Annotated in this window: 22 protein-coding genes; 19 read left to right on the top strand and 3 right to left on the bottom strand. The window is 45.0% G+C overall.

All coding sequences use genetic code 11. The features are described from left to right. Positions 1-5 precede the first annotated feature (5 nt). A complete protein-coding gene (locus CHH58_RS10735) occupies positions 6-272 on the bottom strand; it encodes a hypothetical protein (RefSeq protein WP_095229058.1) in 267 nt (88 codons plus the stop codon). 144 nt (positions 273-416) lie between these two features. Between CHH58_RS10735 and CHH58_RS10740 the strand changes: the two genes are divergently transcribed. Next, on the top strand, positions 417-773 hold the full coding sequence (locus tag CHH58_RS10740) for a DUF4440 domain-containing protein (protein ID WP_095229059.1): 357 nt from the start codon (positions 417-419) through the stop codon (positions 771-773). A 54-nt stretch (positions 774-827) separates the two neighbouring features. Here CHH58_RS10740 and CHH58_RS10745 read toward each other — a convergent pair whose 3' ends face one another. Both CHH58_RS10745 and CHH58_RS10750 read right to left on the bottom strand, forming a co-directional pair. After that, on the bottom strand, positions 828-2,264 hold the full coding sequence (locus CHH58_RS10745) for a glycoside hydrolase family 30 protein (protein ID WP_095262505.1): 1,437 nt from the start codon (positions 2,262-2,264) through the stop codon (positions 828-830). A gap of 52 nt (positions 2,265-2,316) precedes the next feature. Then, positions 2,317-4,965, bottom strand: a complete 2,649-nt coding sequence (locus tag CHH58_RS10750; protein ID WP_249275100.1) for a beta-glucosidase — start codon at positions 4,963-4,965, stop codon at positions 2,317-2,319. A gap of 396 nt (positions 4,966-5,361) precedes the next feature. On the opposite strand from CHH58_RS10750, the gene CHH58_RS10755 reads away from it, so the two are divergent. The 18 genes from CHH58_RS10755 (at position 5,362) to CHH58_RS10840 (ending at position 23,169) form a co-directional block, all read left to right on the top strand. Further along, positions 5,362-5,811: a MarR family winged helix-turn-helix transcriptional regulator gene (locus CHH58_RS10755; protein ID WP_249275101.1), complete on the top strand. Its 450-nt coding sequence runs from the start codon at positions 5,362-5,364 to the stop codon at positions 5,809-5,811. Continuing rightward, on the top strand, positions 5,808-8,465 hold the full coding sequence (locus CHH58_RS10760; protein WP_095262506.1) for an MMPL family transporter: 2,658 nt from the start codon (positions 5,808-5,810) through the stop codon (positions 8,463-8,465). Before CHH58_RS10755 ends, CHH58_RS10760 begins: the two co-directional genes overlap by 4 nt. A gap of 92 nt (positions 8,466-8,557) precedes the next feature. Beyond that, positions 8,558-8,968: a hypothetical protein gene (locus tag CHH58_RS10765; RefSeq protein WP_095232359.1), complete on the top strand. Its 411-nt coding sequence runs from the start codon at positions 8,558-8,560 to the stop codon at positions 8,966-8,968. Between the two features lie 554 nt (positions 8,969-9,522). Next, positions 9,523-9,720, top strand: a complete 198-nt coding sequence (locus CHH58_RS10770; RefSeq protein ID WP_095224191.1) for a hypothetical protein — start codon at positions 9,523-9,525, stop codon at positions 9,718-9,720. A gap of 2 nt (positions 9,721-9,722) precedes the next feature. Beyond that, positions 9,723-10,529 (top strand): alpha/beta fold hydrolase, encoded by an 807-nt coding sequence (locus tag CHH58_RS10775; RefSeq protein WP_095229071.1) that lies wholly within the window; start codon positions 9,723-9,725, stop codon positions 10,527-10,529. 63 nt (positions 10,530-10,592) lie between these two features. Continuing rightward, positions 10,593-11,501, top strand: a complete 909-nt coding sequence (locus CHH58_RS10780; protein ID WP_095232360.1) for a hypothetical protein — start codon at positions 10,593-10,595, stop codon at positions 11,499-11,501. 196 nt (positions 11,502-11,697) lie between these two features. Then, entirely contained in the window at positions 11,698-12,171 is a 474-nt protein-coding gene (locus tag CHH58_RS10785; protein ID WP_095232361.1) for a hypothetical protein, read from the top strand. Between the two features lie 77 nt (positions 12,172-12,248). Continuing rightward, positions 12,249-12,941, top strand: coding sequence for an HAD family hydrolase (locus CHH58_RS10790; protein ID WP_095262507.1), 693 nt, complete (start codon positions 12,249-12,251; stop codon positions 12,939-12,941). Positions 12,942-12,965: 24 nt separating this feature from the next. Next, positions 12,966-13,721: a Cof-type HAD-IIB family hydrolase gene (locus CHH58_RS10795; RefSeq protein ID WP_095262508.1), complete on the top strand. Its 756-nt coding sequence runs from the start codon at positions 12,966-12,968 to the stop codon at positions 13,719-13,721. Positions 13,722-13,760: 39 nt separating this feature from the next. Then, entirely contained in the window at positions 13,761-15,371 is a 1,611-nt protein-coding gene (gene ggt, locus CHH58_RS10800) for a gamma-glutamyltransferase (RefSeq protein ID WP_095262509.1), read from the top strand. 14 nt (positions 15,372-15,385) lie between these two features. Next, positions 15,386-15,940 (top strand): chromate transporter, encoded by a 555-nt coding sequence (locus tag CHH58_RS10805; RefSeq protein WP_095262510.1) that lies wholly within the window; start codon positions 15,386-15,388, stop codon positions 15,938-15,940. Then, positions 15,937-16,467 carry a chromate transporter gene (locus tag CHH58_RS10810; RefSeq protein ID WP_095229085.1) on the top strand — a complete coding sequence of 177 codons (531 nt, stop codon included), beginning with the start codon at positions 15,937-15,939 and terminating at the stop codon, positions 16,465-16,467. The genes CHH58_RS10805 and CHH58_RS10810 overlap by 4 nt, the downstream gene beginning before the upstream one ends. Before the next feature lie 164 nt (positions 16,468-16,631). After that, positions 16,632-17,360 (top strand): ThuA domain-containing protein, encoded by a 729-nt coding sequence (locus tag CHH58_RS10815; RefSeq protein ID WP_095229087.1) that lies wholly within the window; start codon positions 16,632-16,634, stop codon positions 17,358-17,360. A gap of 66 nt (positions 17,361-17,426) precedes the next feature. Next, entirely contained in the window at positions 17,427-18,437 is a 1,011-nt protein-coding gene (locus CHH58_RS10820; protein ID WP_095229089.1) for a zinc-binding alcohol dehydrogenase family protein, read from the top strand. A 91-nt stretch (positions 18,438-18,528) separates the two neighbouring features. Continuing rightward, entirely contained in the window at positions 18,529-19,494 is a 966-nt protein-coding gene (pfkA, locus tag CHH58_RS10825; RefSeq protein ID WP_095229091.1) for a 6-phosphofructokinase, read from the top strand. 217 nt (positions 19,495-19,711) lie between these two features. After that, positions 19,712-20,986, top strand: a complete 1,275-nt coding sequence (locus tag CHH58_RS10830) for an ABC transporter substrate-binding protein (protein ID WP_249275103.1) — start codon at positions 19,712-19,714, stop codon at positions 20,984-20,986. Positions 20,987-20,999: 13 nt separating this feature from the next. Further along, positions 21,000-22,328: a carbohydrate ABC transporter permease gene (locus CHH58_RS10835; protein WP_095229095.1), complete on the top strand. Its 1,329-nt coding sequence runs from the start codon at positions 21,000-21,002 to the stop codon at positions 22,326-22,328. A gap of 19 nt (positions 22,329-22,347) precedes the next feature. Next, complete coding sequence (locus CHH58_RS10840) at positions 22,348-23,169, top strand: carbohydrate ABC transporter permease (protein ID WP_095224178.1); 822 nt, start codon at positions 22,348-22,350, stop codon at positions 23,167-23,169. The last annotated feature ends 10 nt before the right edge of the window (positions 23,170-23,179 follow it).

Raw genomic sequence — 23,179 nt, forward strand, 5'->3', positions numbered from 1 at the left:
TGTTTTTAGTTCGTGGAAGGCTCGACTTTACCGCTCTGACGGGCAAGCTTCATATTCGCACGTTTTGCCATTTTATAGGCGTCATAGATATTATAGATCCAGAAAATGAAAAACGTGAACAGACCGACAACAAACCACATCAGGAACAAGTTGATCAGATTGATCAGGACGAAGATTGTCCCTTTCAGATTCTGTTGATTATAAAACTGACCCAAGCCAGCAAATAGAAAGCTCAATAGTGCCGCAACGAGCGGGGTTCTTTTGAATTCCATTTTGTCACCTCATCTTTAAAATACTTTACCAGTTTTCACAATTGTATACAAATGCGGTCGGCAAGTCTTTTTTGTTGTATTTTGAAACCCTTTTCATAGAATGGACGTAAGGATATAATTAAGAAAAAAGCGAGGCGAGTCGAGATGGATGAACAGCTGCAAGTGAAAGAGACAATTCTGCAATTAGAAAGGTCCCTGCTGGAAGATGACACGAGACTATCGACAGACGCTGTCGGCAATTTACTGACAGAAGACTTTTTGGAGCATGGATCATCCGGTCAATCATTCAGTAAAGTCGATATTGTCACAAATGGATTGGATTCAGTCGATTTGGATATCAGGGATTTTGATGTGCGTATTCTATCTGAGGACACAGTTCTCGCTACATTTCGGACTTGTGATACAGCCTCAGGAAAAGAACAGCTGCGAAGCTCCATTTGGCGTTATCAGCCGGGCGGCTGGCGGATGTTATTCCATCAAGGAACTCCAGCGGAAATATGAAAAGGGCGGCCGCATGATGCGAGCCGCCCTTTTTTATGCTGAACATTATCATCGTTATTTATCCCAAACGAAGGTGATCGCAGATTGAGGGGCGAGTGTGTATTGGAGATACTGGTTCTCCTCTGCCATCTGGAACGTTTGCGTACTATCGCTTGTATTTGCTGCGAGCATGATGATTTTCTCTTCTTTTTGATCCCAAAAAGCGGCAGTTGAGAGATGCGGCAGCTCGGTACTTGAGATACGAACTGCCCCTGGCTGGACAAACTTGCTAATATGGCCAAGAGCATAATATTCAACGTTTTTCTTGATGCTGCTCGTTTGGCTGTCGATTGTGACGACGCCTCGGCAATTCGTACAGCCTCCATTTGTTGGTCCGCCTGTCTCATCCAGTGCCAAGTTCCATAAAAGCACCGTTTTTGCCCAATTCCGGGTTGTACCGATGATTACCTGATCCATCAGCCAGCTTAAGTTATCTCCGAAATCCTCACTCCATGCCCCGCCGCTGCACTCTGTGAAGTAAATGCCCTTATCGGGATGAAGCAGATGTATTTCTTCAGTATCCCCAGGATTGCCTGCATAACAATGATAAGCAGTTCCTGCTGTATAATCTAATGCCCCATTTAGCACTGTCTCCGCGTAGTCTTTGCTGTTTTCCCAATTATGGTCATACGCAAGAATAGCTGTATCCAAACCAGCATCCTTAATTGCTGGCCCTAAAAAATTCTGGATAAAGTATTGCTGCTCTGCTGCGCCCATAGACATACTCGGATAGGCTGCTGTTTCAAACTGCGGCTCGTTTTGCACAGATAGCAGATCGATAGCTAATCCTTCCGCCTGGTAAGCCTTCAAATACCGTATAAAATAATCGGCGTAAATCTCATAGGTGCGTTGCTCTGTATAATTCAAATAGGAGCCATTAAATGTGTGCTCTCCGTATTTCAGCCATGGTGGTGCAGTCCATGGTGTGCCCATCAATCGCAGCTCGGGGTTGCTTATCTTTGCTAGTTTCAGCATGTTCATCACAGTTTGATCTGGTGCAGTGGAGAAATGCTGCAGCGGATCTTCAGCAGGCCCTTGTTGATCTGCATACGTGTAGGAAGAAGGATTCCCTGTATCATCTACACTGTAATCTGATGCTCCGATTGTGTGGCGCAAGTAGGATAAATGAATACCGGAGTCGGTGAACAAATCTTGTAATAGCATATCACGTTCTTTGGTCGTCAATTTATGTTCGAGCAGATAGGCGCTTGATCCAGTCACTGCTGCTCCGAAGCCTTCCATTTGCTGATACGTTTTGTGCTGATCTATATAAATGGTTGGTACATCCTGCTTTTCATCCTGGAATAGTTTAGCAGGCTGTTTCTCGAGAAGGTGCTGTTCATCTCCGGTTGTCAGCCAGCTGTTTGCTAGGGGAGGAGGTTCTTTAAACCTATCCAGCAGGAGGAAAAAGCATAGGATGATTAACAGAAGGAAAACGAGTCTTTTCATCATTATCTCCTTACAAAAACATCCTGCAGGGTATCTGCAGGATGTTTTCTTTTTGTTATGGCAAGGTTACTGTACCTTTTAATCTAACATCTTCAGAAGAGCTGCCCACATAGACAGGCACTTCGCCAGAAGGCATAACCCATTCATTTTTCGTTTCATCATAATAAGAGAATGCTTTCGGATCAAGCTTAATCTTAACAGACTTCTGTTTACCAGCTTTCAGCTCAACTTTTTCAAAGCCGGCTAACTGCTTTTCAGGTGTTTCTACATCGTTTGTAGGTAGTTCACCTGCATATACCTGGACGACTTCTGCGCCTTTTGTATCTCCGGTGTTACGAAGGTTAAGTTTTACTTCAATGCTAGTATCATCTTTCTTATGCTTCACTTTTGTATGCAGATTGCGATATTTGAAGTCGGTATAAGAAAGACCATATCCGAATGGATAAGCTACTTCTAAGTTTTGTTTGTCATAGCCGCGATAGCCAACGAATACACCTTCTGAGTAGTTGTTTACGCCATTCGTACCAGGGAATTGGTCTTCGCTGCTAGTTGGCGTCTTGTCTTCATCGACAGGGAATGTAACTGGAAGCTTACCAGATGGGTTGACGTCTCCAAAGAGGACATCCGCAATGGCATTTCCTTGCTCTTGACCAGGATACCAAGCTTGAACGATAGCTTTGACATCGTCCTGCCAGTCTCCCATTTCAATTGCGATTCCGCTCTCATTCACGACAATTGTGTTTTCATTTACTTTTGACACTTCTTCAATCAGCTGCTGCTGGTTGTTTGGCAGTGCCATGTCGGAACGATCTGTATACCCTTCGCTATCATACGTACGTGTTACAATGACAGCTTTATCTGCTTTCTTGGCAGCTTTGACAGCTTCTTTGATCTGTTCGTCGACAGCACCTTTTGCAGGTTCCCAACCGAATCTCACTTGACCGCCATAATCACGGCCATCTCCAGTTTTATAATCTGTTTGATATTCGATTTTGATATTATGCTGCTCGCCTTTTTTCAATTCTACTTCAACGGATTTTGTTCCAAGTTCTTTTCCTTCATTATCGACAATCAGCTTGCCATCCAAATAAAGTTTACTTGTACCGAAGCTAGTAGTGGATAGATTATATGTTCCATTCTTTGGGGCTTCAATAACACCAGTCCAGCGAGCGGACATCATGCCATTCAAGTCTGTTGGCAGTTTGTCCAGTTTAGGTGACTGAGAGTTAAAGCCTTCATAGTTATAGAATCCAAGGTTCATGTTAACTTGTCTGTCTGTACGTTCGTGTGATGGATTTCCTTCAAAGTTCTTATTCGTCCAGTATTCTGCTTTTAATCCATTCTCAGATGCATCTTTTGCAGTGTGCAGCAGGGAAGAAGGAACAGCGTCAGGTCCAGGCATCACATCGCCTGCACTGATTGGATCCGTTCCAGCTGTATAGCTGACTTCGGTATTTTTCCCAGCTTGGTTTTTGATACCTTCTAGCGGACTTACAGTATACGTAGGATTCACGAGCGAGCTTCCGCCGCCAGCTGCGGATGCATTATCTGCATCAGGTCCGATTACAGCAATGGAATCAGTATTGTCCTGGATTGGCAGAACATCTTTTTTGTTTTTCAGCAATACCATGCTTTCGGCAGCTATTTCACGAGCTGTTTGTCCATGGGCTGCTGTGTCGATCTGTTCATTCTGTGTCGGATGATCAATCAAGCCTTTATCGAACATTTGGTAAAGCAGTCGGTATGTGCTCTGATTGATTGTTTCTTCGCTCACTTGACCGTCTTTGACAGCTTGGAGCAGATTATCGCCCCATTTACCATCTGGTTCTCCTGGAGTTTCTAGATCAAGACCGGAATTGATGGAGTTTGCCGTACTGATATTAGCACCATAATCACTCATAACAAAACCTTCGAAGTCTAGCTGATCACGAAGAAGATCAGTTAGTAATGTTTTGCTATCACAAGCATATTCTGTGTTCACTTTATTAAAGGAGCACATGATACTGCTAAGATCAGCATCTTCTATCGCTGCTTGGAATGGGCGTGCATAAATCTCATTGATTGCACGTTCACTTGCCTGCGAATCATTTGTGAAACGCAATGTTTCCTGGTTATTCAGCAGGTAGTGTTTGGCAGTTGTCATAACATGATTGTCTTGAACACCATTTATGTATGAAGTAGCCATGCGGGATTGCAGTACTGGATCTTCCCCTAAAGATTCGAAGTTACGGGAACCGAATGCGTTCCGCGCGATATCAAGGCCAGGTCCGAGCAGCACATTATGTGTCGTATTGAAAGCTTCGTTACCGAGCACATCTCCGTATGCAGCTGCTGCATCTGTATCCCATGAAGCTGCAAGGGCAATCGGAGCCGGCATTGCAGTTGATTGTTTGTTCTGTATATCTGGGTTAGCAATTCTGACCCCAGCCGGGCCGTCTGCCATTTTTAATTCAGGAATTCCGTATTTCTCCATTCCTTCATTGTAATATCCATAATAGTTATTCAAATTTCCTGTTATCAGATCGATCTTGTCCTCCAATGACATAGCATCAAGCAGGAGGTTTGTCCGTTTTTTAGGGGACAGATCTTCATTCATCCAAGGCTTATCTGTCTCTTCTGCAAAAGCTTGGAATGGAGATGCGATAAGTCCAACAAGTAATACAGTAATAAATCCGATGATCGGAAAGCGGGTAAGCTTAGCCAATAGTATTCCACTCCTCTTTTAAATCTGTCAGACGTGGCGGCGTCTGTTGTCCTTGTCTAATGCTACGGAAACAAGAGAAGGAAGGGAATAGACGAATCTGTTTGTTTCTTCCATGGAGGTTTTCACGCCTAATACACTAAGAAAAGGGTATAACTAGGAAAAGTCCAGTGCTATACACGTACATTTGTAATCGTGCCGTAATGGGAATATATTCTTTCGGGTTCATGAGCCTATATTTTGGCTGATTATGGGGTTAATTCATATGCTCCAAATAATTACTCATTCTTATAGTCATGCTTTTTCGGTTAAACAATATTTTTATCTATTCAGTAGGCAAAAGGTTTGACTGCATATAGTTTAGGGTATAAACTGAATTGGTATAGGGGGTAAACTAATGTGAATAAATTGAAAGAAGCAATTGATCTCTTCAATGAGGTGTCATTCATGGCAACCGAATTGTTCCATAAGAAAGGCTCCGCGTATGACGTGTTCAAAGAGGTATCACCGCAGCAAGTCGGATTGATAAAAATTTTGAGCTTGTATGGAGCGTCCTCACCTGGCCATTTGGCTATCGTGCAGCAAGTACATAAGAGTGCGATTTCTAATCGGCTGAAAAAGCTGCATGAAAAGGGCTGGGTGGAATGGGTTGATTCAGAAGGGGATAAGCGGACGAAGCTTGTGCAAATTACAGAGGATGGGGAAGAGATTCTGAAACAAGCTGAGGAAGCTATTTATGATAGATTCTGCGGGCTTTTCGAGCATATTAAGGATGAAGACGTAGAAGCATTCATCCGCATTTTTACAGATGTAAAAGAACAGCTTAAAAAAGGGGAGAGAGAAAATTGAGGACAATCATTCGTTTCAAATGGGTCATCGCGATTGCAGTTATCTTGATCGCGGTTGGATTGACGATTTTTTCACCGAATCTGACCCAGCTTGCATCAGATAAGGGGCAGACACAGCTTCCAGAAGATGCTGTATCCATCCGCGCTAGCGAGATTTTAGAAGATGCCGGGGAGAATAGTAATTCACTTAGTGTTGTATTCGAGCTTGACGAGGCTTTGAATCAAGACAGTGAAGACATGATTCAGGGAGTCATCGATAAAGTCGAACAAATCGACGGTGTCAGTGAAATTACAACACCGCTGACGGATAATCAAGAAATACAGGATCAAATGATGTCAGAGGATAAAAAGACAGTCATGATGCCGGTTACGGTTGACGGATCAGATGAAGAAGCTGAGAGAATCTCCGAGGATATCTATGATGCTGTACCTGACGATGAAACAGCATATGTGACAGGTGCATCATTGATTAATCAGGATTTCGCCAATACATCAGAAGATGGATTGAAGAAGACCGAGTTGATTACAGTATTCATTATTGTAGCATTGCTTTTGATTGTTTTCCGTTCCATCGTGACACCGTTCGTTCCTTTGATCACAGTAGGTATTACATACTTGATCAGTCAGGGAATTCTAGCTATCTTAGTAGACACTTTGGACTTTCCGATTTCAACGTTTACCCAGACATTCCTGGTGGCGATTCTATTTGGTATAGGAACAGACTATTGTATTCTGCTGCTTAGCCGTTTCCGAGAGGAGCTGGCTAATGGTCATGATAAAGTCGAAGCTACTGTTACGGCTTATCGGACAGCCGGACGTACGTTATTCATTAGTGCCATTGCGGTATTTGTAGGATTTGCATCTATCTTCTTCGCGAAGTTTGCTATCTTCCAATCTGCAGTGGGTGTGGCAGTAGGGGTTGCGGTATTGTTAATTGTCCTTGTTACGGTATTGCCATTGTTTATGGTAACGCTGGGCGAGAAACTATTTTGGCCTTCGAAAAAAGCTGCCTCTCATGGAGATAATAAGCTATGGCATTTCCTTGGACGCCATTCGGTAGCAAGACCGGTGCTGTTCCTGGCAATCACAGCGGCTATAACAGTGCCGTTTGTGCTTACGTACGATGAACAAGTATCCTTCAACTCAACGGAAGAAATCAGCAGTGATTATAATTCAATCAAAGGGCTTAACGCAATCGGAGACGCTATCGGAAAAGGCGAAGCGATGCCGATACAGGTTGTCATCAATGACGACGAAAATCTGACAACAGCAAACACACTGCCATATCTTGATAACTTGAGTGATGCGATCAGCAAGATTGATGGTGTGGAAAAAGTCCGGACAGCAACACAGCCTACGGGTGAGAAAATTGATGACTTGTATGTAGATTCCCAAACGGGTCAAATTGCGGATGGCATGAATGATGCAGTTGATGGAATTGGAGAAGTGCAGGATGGTCTGACGCAAGTACAAGATGGACTGAACCAAATATCTGGTCAGGCAGGCGGTGCTGGTTCATCAAGCGGTGGCGGATTATCTGATGCGACAGAAGGTCTTGGTCAAGTCAATACTGCGTTGCAGCAAGTAACTGGCCAATTGCAGCAAACTGGTAACGTCCAGCAAGCATCTGCTCAGCTGGCTGGAATCAGCGAGCAACTCACGCAGATTCAATCAGGTCTGGAACAGGCTGATACGCAATTGCAAGGACAGCAGGAGCAGGTTGGCACACTCACCGAAACACTGCAGCAGCTTGCAGATGGCGTGGGTTCGGCAAACGAAGGACTTACACAAGTATCAGATGGACTGACAACTGCATCTGATACGCTGCGTGATATTAGCGACAGCGAGACAGTCCGTGAAACTGGTATGTATATTCCGGAGGACGCCTTGGAGGGTGACTTCCAGGAAAGTATCGATACGTATGCCTTCCGTGATGGAGAGGGCGTAACGCTTGATGTCGTATTAGGCGCTGATCCATATTCTGAGGAAGCGATTCAAACACTGCAAACTATTAAGGACCGTATCGATGCAGAAGTGAAGGATACTCCTTATGAAAATGCGGAAATCGTTTATGGAGGAGTAACAAGCACCAACGCCGATTTGGAAGATTTATCTACATCAGATCTTTCCCGGACGATGGTCATCATGATGGTAGGATTATTCATTATCTTGACTTTACTGTTCCGTTCTATGGTCATTCCGGCTTACATGATAGGCTCCTTGCTGCTTACGTACTATACTGCTATCTCCATCACAGAATTAATCTTTGTCAACGGGTTGGACTATGCAGGTGTAAGTTGGGCTGTCCCATTCTTCAGCTTTGTAATCCTGATATCTCTCGGAGTCGATTACTCGATCTTCCTGCTTGATCGATTCACCGAAGAAGCACGTGATGATCTGCAGGTGGGCATGGTTCACTCCATGAAGAAAATGGGCGGTGTTATCATTACCGCATCCATCATTTTGGCAGGTACATTTGCTGCCATGATGCCATCAGGTGTGTTAACGCTTCTGGAAGTCGCAACAGTAATCATCATCGGTCTGTTATTGTATGGACTCGTGATTCTGCCGCTGCTTATCCCAGCAGTTGCTACGACTCTAGGTGAGCTGAACTGGTGGCCATTCAAACGGAAACGAAGAGAAGAAGATAAATAAGTAACAGGAGTGCGCCGCGAGGCGTGCTCTTTTTTTTGTGGACAAGTTTCCATACTATGCTGCATATAGTAGCTAGGAATGGAGGTATGCAGATGAAACGAAGCCTTGGATTGCGTCTTGTTTTGGCTGGGACAATGGTGATAGCTGGCCTGCTCTTTTTCTTCACCGACCGATCCACCCACCCTGTTCCGTATAATGATGTCCACGAAGAGATGATCCGACACGCATTGGAGGAAGTGAACAATACAGCAGTCGAGGAGTTGGCTGTTTATGATACGTATGAAGTACTGGGAGTTGGTTTTGAGCCGGAAGGCATCATCAGTTTGCGCATCCAGAACGAGGGAGAGGAAGTCGATCATCATATGCTGACTGTTTGGGAAGAAGTGAAAGGAGAAGCAGCTGATGTTGTGGAAGCACATGATCTAGAAGATGACATCAACCGGGAAATAGAACTGGAGGTCACTTTGATCGGACCAGAAGGCACTGTTTTGCACACACATTAAGGCTGGGCATAACCCGATATTACGTGCTTAAAGACAAGCAATATTATCAGATTGAAAGTTTGAATAGCCTTTCCGGGAATACACAGCGCTTACTATGGCGACTGGTGCCCCACCTTGTGCTGACGCACTCCGGGGTCTCACCTAAGCCTTCCTCCCGCAGGATAAGGAATGCTACGGTAGCAAAGCATCGCACGAAAAAAACTACTTTATATTTTTGAGGAGTTTTCGTGTAACTCTCTGCTAGTTAGTGGTAACCAACGTCTTTTTCATAAAGTAGACTTAAACAGCGCAGGCAGAATGCGAAGACTCCTGCGGGAAAAGCACTAGTCGAAGACCCCGCAGCGATGTTTTCCGCGAGGAGGCTGAGGCTGTGCCCGTGGAAAGCGAAGTATTCTGCCGGAGCGGGATTCTTACTCGCAATCCTAACAATGCAAATTCACTTAGAAATTTGCATTGTTAGGATTTTTGTTTGACCAAGGCACTTTTTCTTTTGCTTAAAGCTGGTAGCGAACGGGTATATTAAAGCAAGAACATAATTGAAAGGGGTGAGGCGTATGAAGATAGCAGGCTATTTTGGATTTTTCATCCTAGCGCTTGTCTTCCTACTAATCTTTGCATTTACAACCAATACGCTATTTCTTCTGCTCACTATTCTTTCAGGTGTAGTAGGGGCATTTTTCTTATTCCGAGAATTGAGAACAAGAGAAAAGAAAGAACCAAGAGAACGAGACTATAACCGCAAGGGGCGATAATAATGGGGCATGTCATTAAGACAGAATCAGGATATAACGTATTTGCGGAAGATATCGGTACAGGTACTCCTGTCGTATTTATACACGGATGGCCGGTAAACCATAAGATGTTCGAATATCAAATGAATGAGCTTCCGAAGCAAGGCTACCGCTTCATCGGTATAGATTTGCTCGGATTCGGTAAATCGGATAAGCCATGGGACAGCTACACCTATGATGCGCAGGCAGAAGCAGTACATGCTGTTGTCGAGCATCTGGGAATTGATAATTTCGTTTTAGCTGGCTTTTCGATGGGTGGTCCGATTGCCATTCGTTATATGAATAAATATGGTCTTGCTAAAGTGAACAAGCTGCTTCTCCTAGCAGCAGCAGCTCCGGTGTTCACGCAGCGTGATGCTTATCCATTTGGTATGAAGAAGGAAGAAGCAGATGATATGATTGTGCAAATACGGGCGGATCGTCCAAATACGCTGCAAGACTTCGGTGATATGTTCTTCGCTCAAGATCATTCTGAGCCTTTTAAGGAATGGTTCTTCCATCTAGGCTTAGAAGCTAGCGGACATGGAACAATTCAGGCGATGGAAGCTCTTCGCGATGAAGATCTTCGTGCTGAACTGGTGCATATCAGCACACCGACATATATCTTCCACGGTCAAAAGGATGAGATTTGTCCGTTTGATTTCACTGCTGAAATGACTGGCGGTATCGTCAATTCGACAATTATTCCTTTTGAAAATAGCGGCCATGGACTTATGTTCGATGAAAAAGAAAAATTCAATCAAGAGCTGCTGCGTGTTTTGCAAAGCTAAAGGAATTATAATAGAGCTGACGGGTGAGTCAGCTCTATTTTGTTATGGGAAGGAGGAAAAGAGATGGATGGGATTGTTACGATTATAGGGATAGCAGTTGTCATTATACTTGTCGGGATAGCTGTATTCTACAACACGGGAGCGCGTAAACGCCCGATGCAGAATTCCGATCGGCACCGTGAGCAGTTGAAACTGCAGTATGATACGTTAAGACTACGTCCGACAGGAATAGTGGATGAGGAGCATTTCGACAGACTGAAAAAAGCATTGGATTTTGACTATTTAGATAAGATTAACGATGCTTTTCGTAAAGAGCATTACGATTGGAGTCAGAAAAAAATCAACATGCATTTCCGGGGATTATTCCGCTTCTTTATGCTTGCATCCATTTTTCGCAGCAAGGAATTATTTGATAAGGAAATCCATCGTCTATGGGAAGTAATGCGTCAATTTGAAGACGAATACAAGAAGTTTTGTTTGGATGTTTTTGAAGGAGAAATTACCGAAGATGCTTCTGAGCGCGGTGAGCGGCATGCTGAGGAAAGAGAACGTTTCGAGATCAAATACTTGATGCTGTTCCAATTAGGAGAGCAGACACCAACTATATGGGGAGAATTCTTTCAATATGGTGATGGAAAAGAGTTTATCGAATATATCCGTACGCATAATCTAGAGCAGGTGAAACAAGAGTATATGGCGGAGAATATCACTCCAGACGCAGAAAGGACATTTGAAAACTTATATAACCAGATTAAATGGGGTATGGAGGCAGATGCTGATGAACTTCGTGATCATCAAGCGGACCCTGAAGGCGATGCAGAGGATAAAGAGATGGATGTGAGTATCCTCTATTTCCTTAGTATCCGAGGGGAGTCGACGGAGGAGGAAGAAGAGGAGTTATCGCTGTATACCGGTAAAGGCAGCGGGTTTTATGCTACCAATGTATCGTACGGTCAGATGCAAAAGCAATAAGCTTGGACATATTAGAACAAAGTTAAGACCAACAAGACTTTTTTGAAAAAACAATAAAATCCAAACTCATGCGAATTTCTACTTAAGAATTTGCGTGAGTTTGGATTTTTATTTGACTAGCGCTTTTATCGCATTCATTTTTTCATACTACCTTTAGTCGGTGGTGAATAAGCTAGTCCTGAAGGGGGCTTGGTTTATGCATCATTATCGGAGAATTAAACGTAAGCAACTGATGGCTATATGTTTGCTTATTATGCTGTTGCTTTGTCTGTTTGCCCTCTTGTTGAAAAGTGCTTCTCCCAATCAGTCTAAAAAGACAGTGGAAGATTTTTATACTTTAGAACAGAAGGGCGAATTTGCTACCTCCTGGGGTTTGCTGCATAAGGATTTGCAGGCTAGATTTCCTCTTAAGGATTATGTGACGGATCGTTCTCACGTATTTATGGGGCATTTTGGTGCAGACTCTTTTTCATTTGAAATAGAAAAGGGAGAAAAGCAGAAGAAGTGGCGAGCAGGACCAAATGGACAGACCTATAAAGACGTCTATTCCTATACAGTCAAACAGAATTATCAAGGGAAGTACGGACGCTTTTCCTTTGTGCAGTATGTCTACGTAACAAAGGAAAAGGGAGAATGGCGTATTTTATGGGATTATCGGAATCAGGGTTGACCTTTACACTGTATCAAGACCGTTGAATTCTTTTGTAAAAGGCGTATGATGGAGAAAAAGAGAAACGGAGAGACAGAATGAAAGCAATTCTTTTCGATTTGGATGGAACAATTCACGACAGGCATACTACATTACAACGGTTTTTGGCTGATCAATTCCAACGATTTCAATCTAAGCTAACAGGAGTTAGTGAATCAGATTTTACAGCAACATTTCTGGAATTAGATCAAAATGGTTATGTGGAGAAACCGGTTGTCTATCATGGGTTATTAAGCCGCTTTTCCTTGGATACGAGCATGGAGCCTGTTTTGACTGCTGATTATTTTGAAAAGGTTGCGCAGTTTGCGGTTGCATTTCCGGAAGCGCTTGAGACTTTGCAGGAACTCAGTATGTCCTATACATTGGGCATTGTCACAAATGGACCAGCCCTGCTTCAGCAGCAGGTGATCGAACAACTTGGCTTGTACTGGCATTGCCAAAGCTTGATCATTTCCGAAGCAGTCGGCTTACGAAAACCGGATCCAGCAATATTTGAAATGGCGCTGCTAGAGGTGGAGGCAGTAGCTTCAGAAGCTGTATTTGTTGGAGATCATGCAGAGGTTGATGTGGCTGGAAGCAGAAATGCTGGCCTGCAGCCGGTATTTTTCGGTGGAAAGCTGGAAGGAGTACCGAGTTTCTCGGATTGGCGAGTACTGCCAGCTCTCTTGGCCAACTGGAATAGGTCTGAAAGGAAAAATAAAGACGACTATACTATAATGGACATGGACTAAGCATTTACATAAAGGGGAGATTGGATGGCTGAGAACGTAAAACGAAAGGATTACAAACTGATCGCACTTGATATGGATGGAACAATGCTCAACCCGCGCGAAGAGGTATCGGATGCGAATAGTCAGGCGATACAACGGGCGCAGGAGGAAGGTGTGCATGTCATCCTCAGCACAGGTCGAGGTATTCGGACATGTAAGCCTTATGCGGATGATCTTGAGCTGCAATCTTTTCTGGTGACAGTAAACGGAAGTGAAATTTGGACTGCAGATGGCGAACTGCTCGATCGTGTATTGATCGAGGATGATTTGATTAAAAAAATGAAACGCCTTGCAGATGAGTATGACACGCATTATTGGGCGGTTAGCACAGAGCATGTGTTCCGCGGTAATTTCCCTGCAAATATGGAGGAATACGACTGGCTGAAATTCGGCTTTGATACATTCGATGATGAAAAGCGGGATGCGATCGTCAAAGCACTTTCCCATAAAAATGAACTGGAGCTTTCCAATTCCAGTCCAACAAATATCGAGGTCAATGCAGTAGGAATCAACAAAGCAGTAGCGGTGCAAAAGGTCTGTGACAGACTTGGTATCAAAATGGAGCAGGTAATTGCCATGGGTGATAGCCTGAATGACATTAAGATGATCGAAGCTGTCGGATGCGGCGTAGCGATGGGCAATGCCCAGGATGCAGTCAAGGAAGTTGCCGACTATCAAACTGATACGAATGAAGCTGATGGGGTAGCAAAAGCGATCCACCATCTGCTAGGATGGTCATAAGCCCGGTATTCCGGGCTTCTTACATAAGGGGGAGACAGAATGAAGACAGATCATTTGTATTACCCATATCATTCTCAGCGAATGACGACCATTGCAAGACAGGGGATGGTAGCCACATCACAGCCGCTTGCTGCACAAGCAGGACTGGATATGCTGAAAAAAGGCGGCAATGCAGTTGATGCCGCGATTGCAACTGCAGCGATGCTGACAGTTGTGGAGCCGACTTCGAATGGAATCGGCGGTGATGCTTTCGCGCTTGTTTGGATCAAGGACAAGCTATATGGTTTGAATGCCAGCGGCCCAGCACCGCAATCAATCAGCATTGATAAAGTGAGAGAACTTGGACATGAAGAGATGCCATTGCACGGCTTTCTGCCGGTGACGGTACCAGGTGCACCAGGAGGATGGGCTGCCCTTAGCAAGCGCTTCGGTAAGCTTCCATTGATAGAAGTACTTCAGCCAGCAATTTACTATGCTGAAAACGGGTTTGCAGTGACTCCGACAGTTGCTAAGCTGTGGGAACGTGCATATAAGAAGTTCAGTACTTCATGTACAGAACCGATGTACACTGGCTGGTTCGATACATTTGCTCCAAATGGAGAGTATCCAAAAATAGGGGACATATGGCGATCACCTGATCATGCCGAAACGCTCCGGCAAATAGCTCGAACAGATGCTACTGCTTTTTATGAAGGAGAACTAGCTACTAAAATGACGGAATTTTCTGCTGATAATGGCGGCTTCCTGACAAAAGAGGATTTGGCAGCTTACGAGCCGGAATGGGTGGAGCCGATTTCTGTTAATTACCGTGGCTATGATGTATGGGAAATTCCGCCGAACGGCCAAGGGTTGGTTGCTCTTTCTGCTTTGAATATATTAAAAGGCTTCTCTTTCCAAGAAAAAGAATCAATTGATACATATCATAAGCAAATGGAAGCAATGAAGCTTGCGTTCGCCGATGGACATGCATACATAACTGAAGAGCAGCATATGCCTGTCACTGTGGAAGAATTGCTGTCAGATGCTTATGCGGCCAAAAGACGGGCCCTAATTGGGGAGACAGCACAAGAACCAGAGGCAGGCGAACCGAAAGCAGGCGGAACGGTATATTTAGCAACGGCAGATAGCGATGGAAATATGGTTTCCTTCATTCAGAGCAACTACCATGGCTTCGGTTCCGGGCTGGTCGTACCAGGAACAGGTATTGCGCTGCAAAACCGCGGACATAATTTCAGTCTTGATCTAGAGCATGCTAACAGTTTACAAGGCGGAAAGAAGTCTTTCCACACGATCATCCCAGGCTTTTTGACGAAAGATAATCAGGCTATTGGACCATTCGGTGTAATGGGCGGATTCATGCAGCCACAGGGACATGCCCAGGTGGTTATGAATATGCTTGATTTCGGGCTTAACCCGCAAACAGCTCTGGACGCCCCGCGCTGGCAGTGGATCAAAGGTAAAACATTCCACGTAGAAGCAGATTTCCCGAAACATATCGCGGAGGCACTGATACGTAAAGGACATGATATCGAGGTGAAAGCGGACAGATCCACATTCGGGCGCGGACAAGTCATTTGGCGCGACCAGGAGAACGGAACATTATATGGAGGAACAGAAGCGCGAGCAGACGGCAGTATCGCTTCGTATTAGAAAGGTTGAACAACATGATCTACTGGCAATTATTTATGGCATTTTTCCGTGTCGGCATCCTCGGATACGGCGGGGGACCTGCATCAATCCCGCTTGTAGAAAAGGAAGTCGTCAAACAGTATAAGTGGATGGATGACGAGGAATTCGGTAATACGCTGGCACTTGGCAACAGTTTGCCCGGTCCGATTGCAACCAAATTAGCAGGCTATATCGGCTATCGGGTCGGCGGCTGGATCGGTATGATCAGCGCATTGATTGCTACCGTCATCCCGACAGTCATTTTACTCATCATTTTATTTTATTTTGTTGAAGCTTTGAGTGATCAGCCTTGGCTCAGCGGAATGACAACAGCTGTCATACCCGTTGTTGGGGTCATGCTGGCAGTGATGACACTGGATTTTCTTAAAAAGTCCCGTAATGGGTTGAGTAGCTGGCAGATTGTTGCTTTGTTAGCTGCATCTGTTGTGCTGATTGAACTGCTTCATCTCCATCCAGCATTCCTTATCCTGGCGCTTCTTCTGTTTGCAATTGTAAAACCGGAGAAACGGAAGGAGGAAGATGGAGCATGATTTATTGGCAGATATTCCTCGCCTTCTTCATTCCTGGAATTGTCGGATATGGCGGAGGTCCAGCAACTATTCCGCTTATCGAAAATGAAGTTGTGGACAGATATGGCTGGATGACAACAGCTGATTACAGCCAGATGCTGGCACTGGCAAATGCCCTTCCCGGTCCGATTGCGACGAAGCTGGCAGGTGTGATTGGTTTTCAGCAAGCTGGGGTGCTTGGGGCGGCAATCGGTTTGTTCGCTACAGTAGCTCCTTCACTCATCTTAATGATTGGATTATTAAGTATTTTAGCGAAGTTTAAGGATTCGCCTCGGGTGAAAAGAATGACAGCTTATATTCGGCCGACTATCGCTGTGCTGCTGGCAGGTATGGCAATCAGTTTCTTCCATACTTCCTACGAAAGTGCTGGATGGATACATACAATCATACTGGTTGTGCTAAGCTATTTGCTCATGGAGAGGTGGAAGGTGCATCCTGCCTTCGTTATCCTTGGGGCTTTGGTTTATGGTGCTGTGCTCCTCGGGTGAGAAAAAGATCCTGCATTTTTTTGCAGGATCTTTTTCTCTGGGCAGGAGATGAAAAGAAAAGGGCTAATGTAATTAGTAAAATAAAATTCACTGCATAATCTAATAGGGAACCGGGTAGCTACTTAACATGGGGAATAGGATAAAAAAACATGAAGGAGTATCTTATGCGCGTTACCATTTGGAACGAATACCGTCATGAGAAGGAAAACGACCAGGTGAGAAGCATCTATCCCCGAGGCATTCATGGAGCAATTGCCGAATTCCTGGAGGACTCTGGATTTACCGTACAAACAAGGACACTTGATGATTCGGAGCAGGGATTGGACCAAGAGACGCTGGAACAAACGGATGTCCTAATCTGGTGGGCACATAAGGCGCATGATGAAGTGAATGACTATGCAATTGAGCGAGTGAAACAGCGTGTTCTGGCAGGTATGGGACTGATTGTCCTTCATTCCGGCCATTTCTCCAAAATATTTCGTAACTTGATGGGCACAACATGTGACCTGAAATGGAGACAGGATGGCGAGAAAGAACGACTTTGGGTGGTTCAGCCAAGTCATCCGATCACGAGAGGACTAGGTGAGTATTTCGAGCTTCCGGAAGAAGAAATGTACGGCGAGCACTTCGATATACCAGAACCAGACCATACGCTGTTCATCAGCTGGTTTGAAGGCGGCGAAGTTTTCCGCAGCGGCTGCACGTATAATCGAGGAAAAGGGAAAATCTTCTATTTCCGACCCGGTCATGAGACATACCCGACTTACTATGATAAGAATGTGCAGACTGTTATCCGAAATGCTTGCGAGTGGGCAGCAGCACCATCAGCTGTCGTTCCGCACTACGGAAAGTCAGAAGCCTTGGAACCGATACTGCGCCTTGCGAAGAAGTGAGTATAAAGCCGTCTAAGATCGACGGCTTTTACATAAACAGATACAAAAATAGAGGAGGAGAAATAGATGCGTGCAATCGGGATATACAAACATACATCCGTGGATCAGGCAGACAGCTTTATAGAAGAACAGGTGGATAAGCCAACTGCAGCAGGCGAGGATGTGCTTGTCAAAGTGAAAGCTGTCAGTGTCAATCCAGTTGATACAAAACAGCGCAAGCTGAAAGAGGACGATGGTAATTTCCGCATTCTCGGTTTCGATGCAGCAGGAATCATCGAGGAAGTCGGTGAGAATGTAGAGGGATTCCAGCCGGGAGACGAAGTTTATTATGCTGGATCCGTTGCCCGTCAGGGATCCAATAGTGAATTCCAGCTTGTTGATTATAAAGTTATCGCCAAAAAACCGGCAAATCTTAGTTTTGCTGAAGCAGCAGCCTTGCCGTTGACCGCATTGACTGCATGGGAAGCTATGTTTGAGAAAATGCATATCCCGCTAGACGAGGAAGCGAATAAAGACAAGACAATTCTGCTGGTTAACGCAGCAGGAGGTGTTGGTTCGATTGCTTCTCAGTTTGCGCAATTGTATGGCCTGAATGTAGTCGGAACTGCTTCCCGGGAAGAGACGATCACGTGGGCCAAGCAGCACGGCACGGAGCGGGTGATCAATCATCATGAACCGTTTCATCCTCAGCTAGAAAAATTGGGAATAGACAGTGTCGACTATGTTTTCTGTATGCATCAGCTGGACAAGGCATGGGATGATATTATTGAAGTCGTGAAACCAGAAGGTATCATTTGTGCCATCACAGGCCCAGTTGAAGATATCAAACTGACTGATCTGACTTCCAAGAGCCTGACACTTGTCTGGGAGTATATGTTTACACGTACGCTCCATCAGACACCTAGCAGATATAAGCAAGGCGAGATCCTGTCCAAAGTAGCAGAGCTGATCGAGGACGAGCGCATTCGCACGACGAAAGCGGAGGAGCTCGAAGGTCTTACCGTCGAGAATGTGCAAAAAGCGCATAAGCGATTGGAAGACGGCAACATGATCGGGAAACTCGTCATTTCTGTATGACTTGGGCAGGCGTTATGCCTGTCTTTGTTCTGTTTCCTGCCAATTCTGTTGTATAATGAAAATAAGACATATATGGTGGAGAGGTGAACCGATGTTACATAAAGTAGCTGTTATCACAAGTGGTGGAGATTCACCGGGCATGAATGCGGCCATACGGGCTATTGTCAAGGCGGCAAACTATCATGATATTGAAGTTTATGGTGTGGAAGGCGGTTACCAGGGGCTAATTGAGGATAAATTATCCATTATTCGTACACCTGATGTAGAGACGATCGCTAATAAAGGCGGAACTATCTTGAAAACGTCACGCTCGCTTGCTTTCATGGATGAGTCTGGCAGAAAACAGGCAGTGGAAGTACTTCGCAACTATGGTATTGCTGATGTTATCGTCATCGGTGGGGAAGGTTCACTTCAAGGTGCACAAAAGCTGCACGAATTGGGTATCCGAGTCATCGGCATTCCGGGAACGATTGACAATGATCTTGATTACACCGACTATTCTATAGGCTTTGATACGACATTGAATACAGTGCTCAGCTCCATCGGACGAATCAAGGATACTGGATTATCACATAACAAAACAACCATCGTGGAAGTGATGGGCAGACATTGTGGTGATCTAGCCTTGTTCACTGCAGTTGCAGGAGAAGGGGATATCATTTCTACGCCGGAGCTTAAACTGAGTTTCGAGCAAATTTGTGAAAAACTTCAAGACAAAATTTCCAAAGGCCGGAATGATAATATCATCGTTGTCACAGAACGGATGTATGATTTAGATGAGCTGCAGCAATTTATCGAAGAACAAATGAATATCGAAGTACGTACGACAGTTCTCGGATTTATCCAGCGCGGTGGCGAGCCTTCCGCATTTGATCGGATTTTAGCTAACAAGATGGGCGTTAAAGCCGTTAATATGCTGATGGAAGGGCAGTCTGGTTATGCAATCGGAATCAAAGCCAATCAGCTAATTGAGAAAGATTTGCGTACGATGCTCGATGAAAAGACTGATAAACAGCCGAATTATGATTTGCTTGATATGCTATTGCATACTATATGAATAAGCGGAACGGAGCACGCCTAAGACAGGCGTGTTTTTTTCTTTGGCGAAACTTGTATATACAATGTTATTGAAAGCGTTTGCAATATTATGATAAACTTTTTATAACTTCTGCAGAAAAGACAAAATTTGGGGGATAGGCTTAATATAGTAAAAAGGAGGGAATGAGATAACCGCACTAAAGAAAGCGTTTACCAAAATGCGAGGAGGAGCTGTGATGAAGCGAAGCTTTCTGATGGTTGCCTTATTTGCCGGTCTTGGGCTGGCAGGCTGCTCAGCCGTGACGAGCGGAGATGGTGCGAGTGATGACAAAGTTCAGATTACATACGCGAGGGGGACAGATACGACTGGTGCCACGGATGTACTAGTCGAAGCATTCGAAAAGGAGCATCCTGAAATTGATGTGGAGGTTCGGGAAATGCCATCTGATACAGGGGAATCACATAATCAATATGTGACGATGTTCAGCGGCAGAAGTGAGGAAATAGATGTATTCGATGCAGACATTGTTTGGTCTGCAGAGTTTGGTCAGGCAAACTATGTGCTGCCGCTCGACCGATTGATTGAGCGGGATCAAGTGGATATGGACGCTTACTTCCCGGCTACGGTAGAGGCTGGCCGTTATAACGGTAGACAGTATGCTATGCCTGGCTATGCCGATGCAGGATTGCTTTATTATCGGACTGATATAACTGATCAGGTGCCTGAAACATGGGATGAGCTGGAACAATTGGCTCAAGAAAACATGGGTAAGGAAGGCTCCAAATTCGGTTATCTTATGCAAGCAGCCCAATATGAGGGCATCGTAACCAATGCCATCGAGTATATTTACTCCTACGGCGGGCAGGTATTGGACGCTAATGGGAACGTTGTTATTAACAGCCCGGAAGCCATAGAAGGCTTGCAGAAGATGATTGACATAACGAATAGCGATTTTGTACCAAACAACATACTTAACTTCCAGGAAATCGACACAGAGTCCTCCTTTAATGAGGGAAATGCCGTATATGCAAGAAACTGGCCATATTTGAATGATACAGCGAATGATCCGGAGATATCCAAAGTAGCAGGTAATGTTGGCATTGCCACACTTCCGGCCGGAAGTGAAGGAGCAGCATCATCACTAGGAGGATGGATGCGGATGATCAACCGCTACTCCGATGAAGTGGAAGCATCCTGGACTTTCGTGAAGTGGATGAGCGGAGAAGAAGGGCAGAAGATCAGCGCTCTTGAAGGCGGTAAGGCTCCGACGTTGGAAGCTTTATATGACGATAAAGAGATTACGGATGTTAGTACCGTGCTTGCAAGCGAGGATTTCTATGATTCTCTGCAAAATGCGATACCGCGCCCGATTACGCCAATTTATCCGGAGATCTCCGATATCATGCAAATCGAGCTTTCTCGTGCATTGGCAGGAGATATAACTGCTGAAGAAGCGGTAGAACGTATGGAGACAAAAATGCAAGCTGCGTTGGAATCCGTAACCAATTAAAGGAGCTGAGTGTATGAAGCAACCGAAAAAAAGACGGTTTCAGCTGAGTGAACGGCAGCTTGGTTACGCGATGGTCGCACCGTCTATCATTCTTATTGCCGTCATCATCATTTGGCCAATTATGTTGTCAGCCTGGAACAGCTTGTTTGATTACCGTTTGAATGACCCGGCAAAAGCAGAGCGGATTTCATCTTTAAGTATAAATCTCGAAACATATGCTGATAACCGGTATCTGGTATACGACACATTGGAAGATGTAAGAGATGCGATGCCTGATGCAGGCGGAACACTGGATGACATCATAACAGCATTGGATGAACAGCATGAAACATTATTGAATACCGATGAAGGACTTGCGGACCGGTATGAAGAAGTCAACACTATGCTGGATAATTTCCAGCCAGTGAACGATGAGGAGCTCCGACTGGTAGAGGTTCCAGAGGAATGGGCAGATGGATTTGCCAACACTTTAGATGAGCAAACGGCCGCTGTTCAGGCTTTACGAGAAGGCGCGCCTGAAGAAGCTGTCCAGCCGCTGACGGATCTAGAATCTCAGCTGTCGAATACACAAGGTTCAATCCTGGAGCCGAACTTTGTCGGGCTAAAGAATTATACAACCTATCTTGGTGATGGACGGACATGGACGGCGATGCTGAATACGTTATTGTTCACCGTCGTTACTGTAGGTGTGGAACTTGCCGTTGGGTTGGCCGTTGCTTTACTGATCAATCGTGTCTTTATTGGTCGCGGGCTTGTCCGAGCTGCTGTACTCGTGCCATGGGCGATTCCGACAGCGGTAGCAGCAATGATGTGGACATTCCTGTTTGATGGTCAATCAGGCATCATGGCCCATTATATGGCTCAGTTTGGTCTCATCGATGACCCTGGTGCACTGCTCTCCACTGGAGCAGGCGGTATGTTCTCTATCATGTTTGCTGATATTTGGAAAACGACACCATATATGGCACTTTTACTTTTAGCTGGCTTGCAGACCATTCCACGCTCACTGTATGAAGCAGCGGAAGTGGATGGTGCAAACAAATTCCAGCAGTTTATCTCTATCACTCTGCCGATGATTCGTTCGGCAATCCTAGTTGCAGTCTTATTCCGTGCTTTGGACGCATTCCGTGTGTTCGACCTTATTTACGTCCTTACTGGTGGAGGTCCAGCCAACTCGACGGAATCAATCAGCGTCTATGCTTACAAACTGCTGTTTGAACAACAGAATTTCGGGGCGGGTTCTGCTTTGAGTGTAATCGTATTCTTGAGTGTCGCATTGCTCAGTACGATCTTCATCAAGCTAATCGGCTCGGAATTGTTCAGCGGAAGGCTAAAACAATAGGACGGAGGAGGAGAATAGTATGGTAAAACGTGCTGGAGTCGGATTCTACATTTTTTTGATTATCTTTGTATTCCTGGTCATGTTCCCGTTTATCTGGGTGTTCCTGACCTCAATCAAACCGCAGGGAGAGATTTTTTCCTCCTTCCAATGGTTCTCAAGCAATATGACATTGGATAACTATGCATCGGCACTGGAAACAAGGCCGTTGCTTATGTACATGCTGAATAGCTTTGTTGTTGCAACTCTCACCACGATTATCTCCATCATTGTCGCATCATTCACAGCCTATGCGGTCACGCGGCTGCCAATCCGTTTCAAAGGTTTGATTCTAGGATTGGTACTTGCTGCATCCATGTTTCCGCAAATCGCAGTCCTATCACCAATCTTCAACTTTGTCACCGATGCAGGCTTGCGCAACAGCTATCTTGGTCTTGTAATCCCGTACATTACGATCAGTTTGCCTCTGGCAATCTGGATTCTATCGACATTTTTCATCAAGATTCCGCTGGCATTGGAAGAATCAGCGAAGCTGGATGGAGCGACTCCGTTCCAGACATTCCGCAAAATCATCTTCCCGCTGGCAGCACCAGGCGTGTTTACGACAGCGATTCTAGTCTTTATCGCTGCCTGGAATGAATATCTATTTGCCTTGACGATCAACACCGATGATCGCTGGCGCACGATACCAGTCGGTATCTCATTCTATCAAAGTCAATACACCGTTCCGTGGGGAGATATCACTGCCGCAACCGTTATCGTCACGATTCCGATCGTTGTTCTCGTACTCTTGTTCCAGCGTCGTATCGTCGCTGGTCTGACAAGCGGATCTGTTAAAGAATAATAAACTTGGA

The sequence above is a fragment of the Terribacillus saccharophilus genome (genome assembly GCF_002272745.1).
Classification (GTDB): Bacteria; Bacillota; Bacilli; order Bacillales; family Amphibacillaceae; genus Terribacillus; species Terribacillus saccharophilus_B.

Bases quoted from the DNA above. Each gene is read 5' to 3' on its own strand.
- CHH58_RS10735 (WP_095229058.1), bottom strand. From the start codon at position 272: ATGGAATTCAAAAGAACCCCGCTCGTTGCGGCACTATTGAGCTTTCTA.
- CHH58_RS10740 (WP_095229059.1), top strand. From the start codon at position 417: ATGGATGAACAGCTGCAAGTGAAAGAGACAATTCTGCAATTAGAAAGG.
- CHH58_RS10745 (WP_095262505.1), bottom strand. From the start codon at position 2,264: ATGATGAAAAGACTCGTTTTCCTTCTGTTAATCATCCTATGCTTTTTC.
- CHH58_RS10765 (WP_095232359.1), top strand. From the start codon at position 8,558: ATGAAACGAAGCCTTGGATTGCGTCTTGTTTTGGCTGGGACAATGGTG.
- CHH58_RS10770 (WP_095224191.1), top strand. From the start codon at position 9,523: ATGAAGATAGCAGGCTATTTTGGATTTTTCATCCTAGCGCTTGTCTTC.
- CHH58_RS10775 (WP_095229071.1), top strand. From the start codon at position 9,723: ATGGGGCATGTCATTAAGACAGAATCAGGATATAACGTATTTGCGGAA.
- CHH58_RS10780 (WP_095232360.1), top strand. From the start codon at position 10,593: ATGGATGGGATTGTTACGATTATAGGGATAGCAGTTGTCATTATACTT.
- CHH58_RS10785 (WP_095232361.1), top strand. From the start codon at position 11,698: ATGCATCATTATCGGAGAATTAAACGTAAGCAACTGATGGCTATATGT.
- CHH58_RS10790 (WP_095262507.1), top strand. From the start codon at position 12,249: ATGAAAGCAATTCTTTTCGATTTGGATGGAACAATTCACGACAGGCAT.
- CHH58_RS10795 (WP_095262508.1), top strand. From the start codon at position 12,966: ATGGCTGAGAACGTAAAACGAAAGGATTACAAACTGATCGCACTTGAT.
- ggt (WP_095262509.1), top strand. From the start codon at position 13,761: ATGAAGACAGATCATTTGTATTACCCATATCATTCTCAGCGAATGACG.
- CHH58_RS10805 (WP_095262510.1), top strand. From the start codon at position 15,386: ATGATCTACTGGCAATTATTTATGGCATTTTTCCGTGTCGGCATCCTC.
- CHH58_RS10810 (WP_095229085.1), top strand. From the start codon at position 15,937: ATGATTTATTGGCAGATATTCCTCGCCTTCTTCATTCCTGGAATTGTC.
- CHH58_RS10815 (WP_095229087.1), top strand. From the start codon at position 16,632: ATGCGCGTTACCATTTGGAACGAATACCGTCATGAGAAGGAAAACGAC.
- CHH58_RS10820 (WP_095229089.1), top strand. From the start codon at position 17,427: ATGCGTGCAATCGGGATATACAAACATACATCCGTGGATCAGGCAGAC.
- pfkA (WP_095229091.1), top strand. From the start codon at position 18,529: ATGTTACATAAAGTAGCTGTTATCACAAGTGGTGGAGATTCACCGGGC.
- CHH58_RS10830 (WP_249275103.1), top strand. From the start codon at position 19,712: ATGAAGCGAAGCTTTCTGATGGTTGCCTTATTTGCCGGTCTTGGGCTG.
- CHH58_RS10835 (WP_095229095.1), top strand. From the start codon at position 21,000: ATGAAGCAACCGAAAAAAAGACGGTTTCAGCTGAGTGAACGGCAGCTT.
- CHH58_RS10840 (WP_095224178.1), top strand. From the start codon at position 22,348: ATGGTAAAACGTGCTGGAGTCGGATTCTACATTTTTTTGATTATCTTT.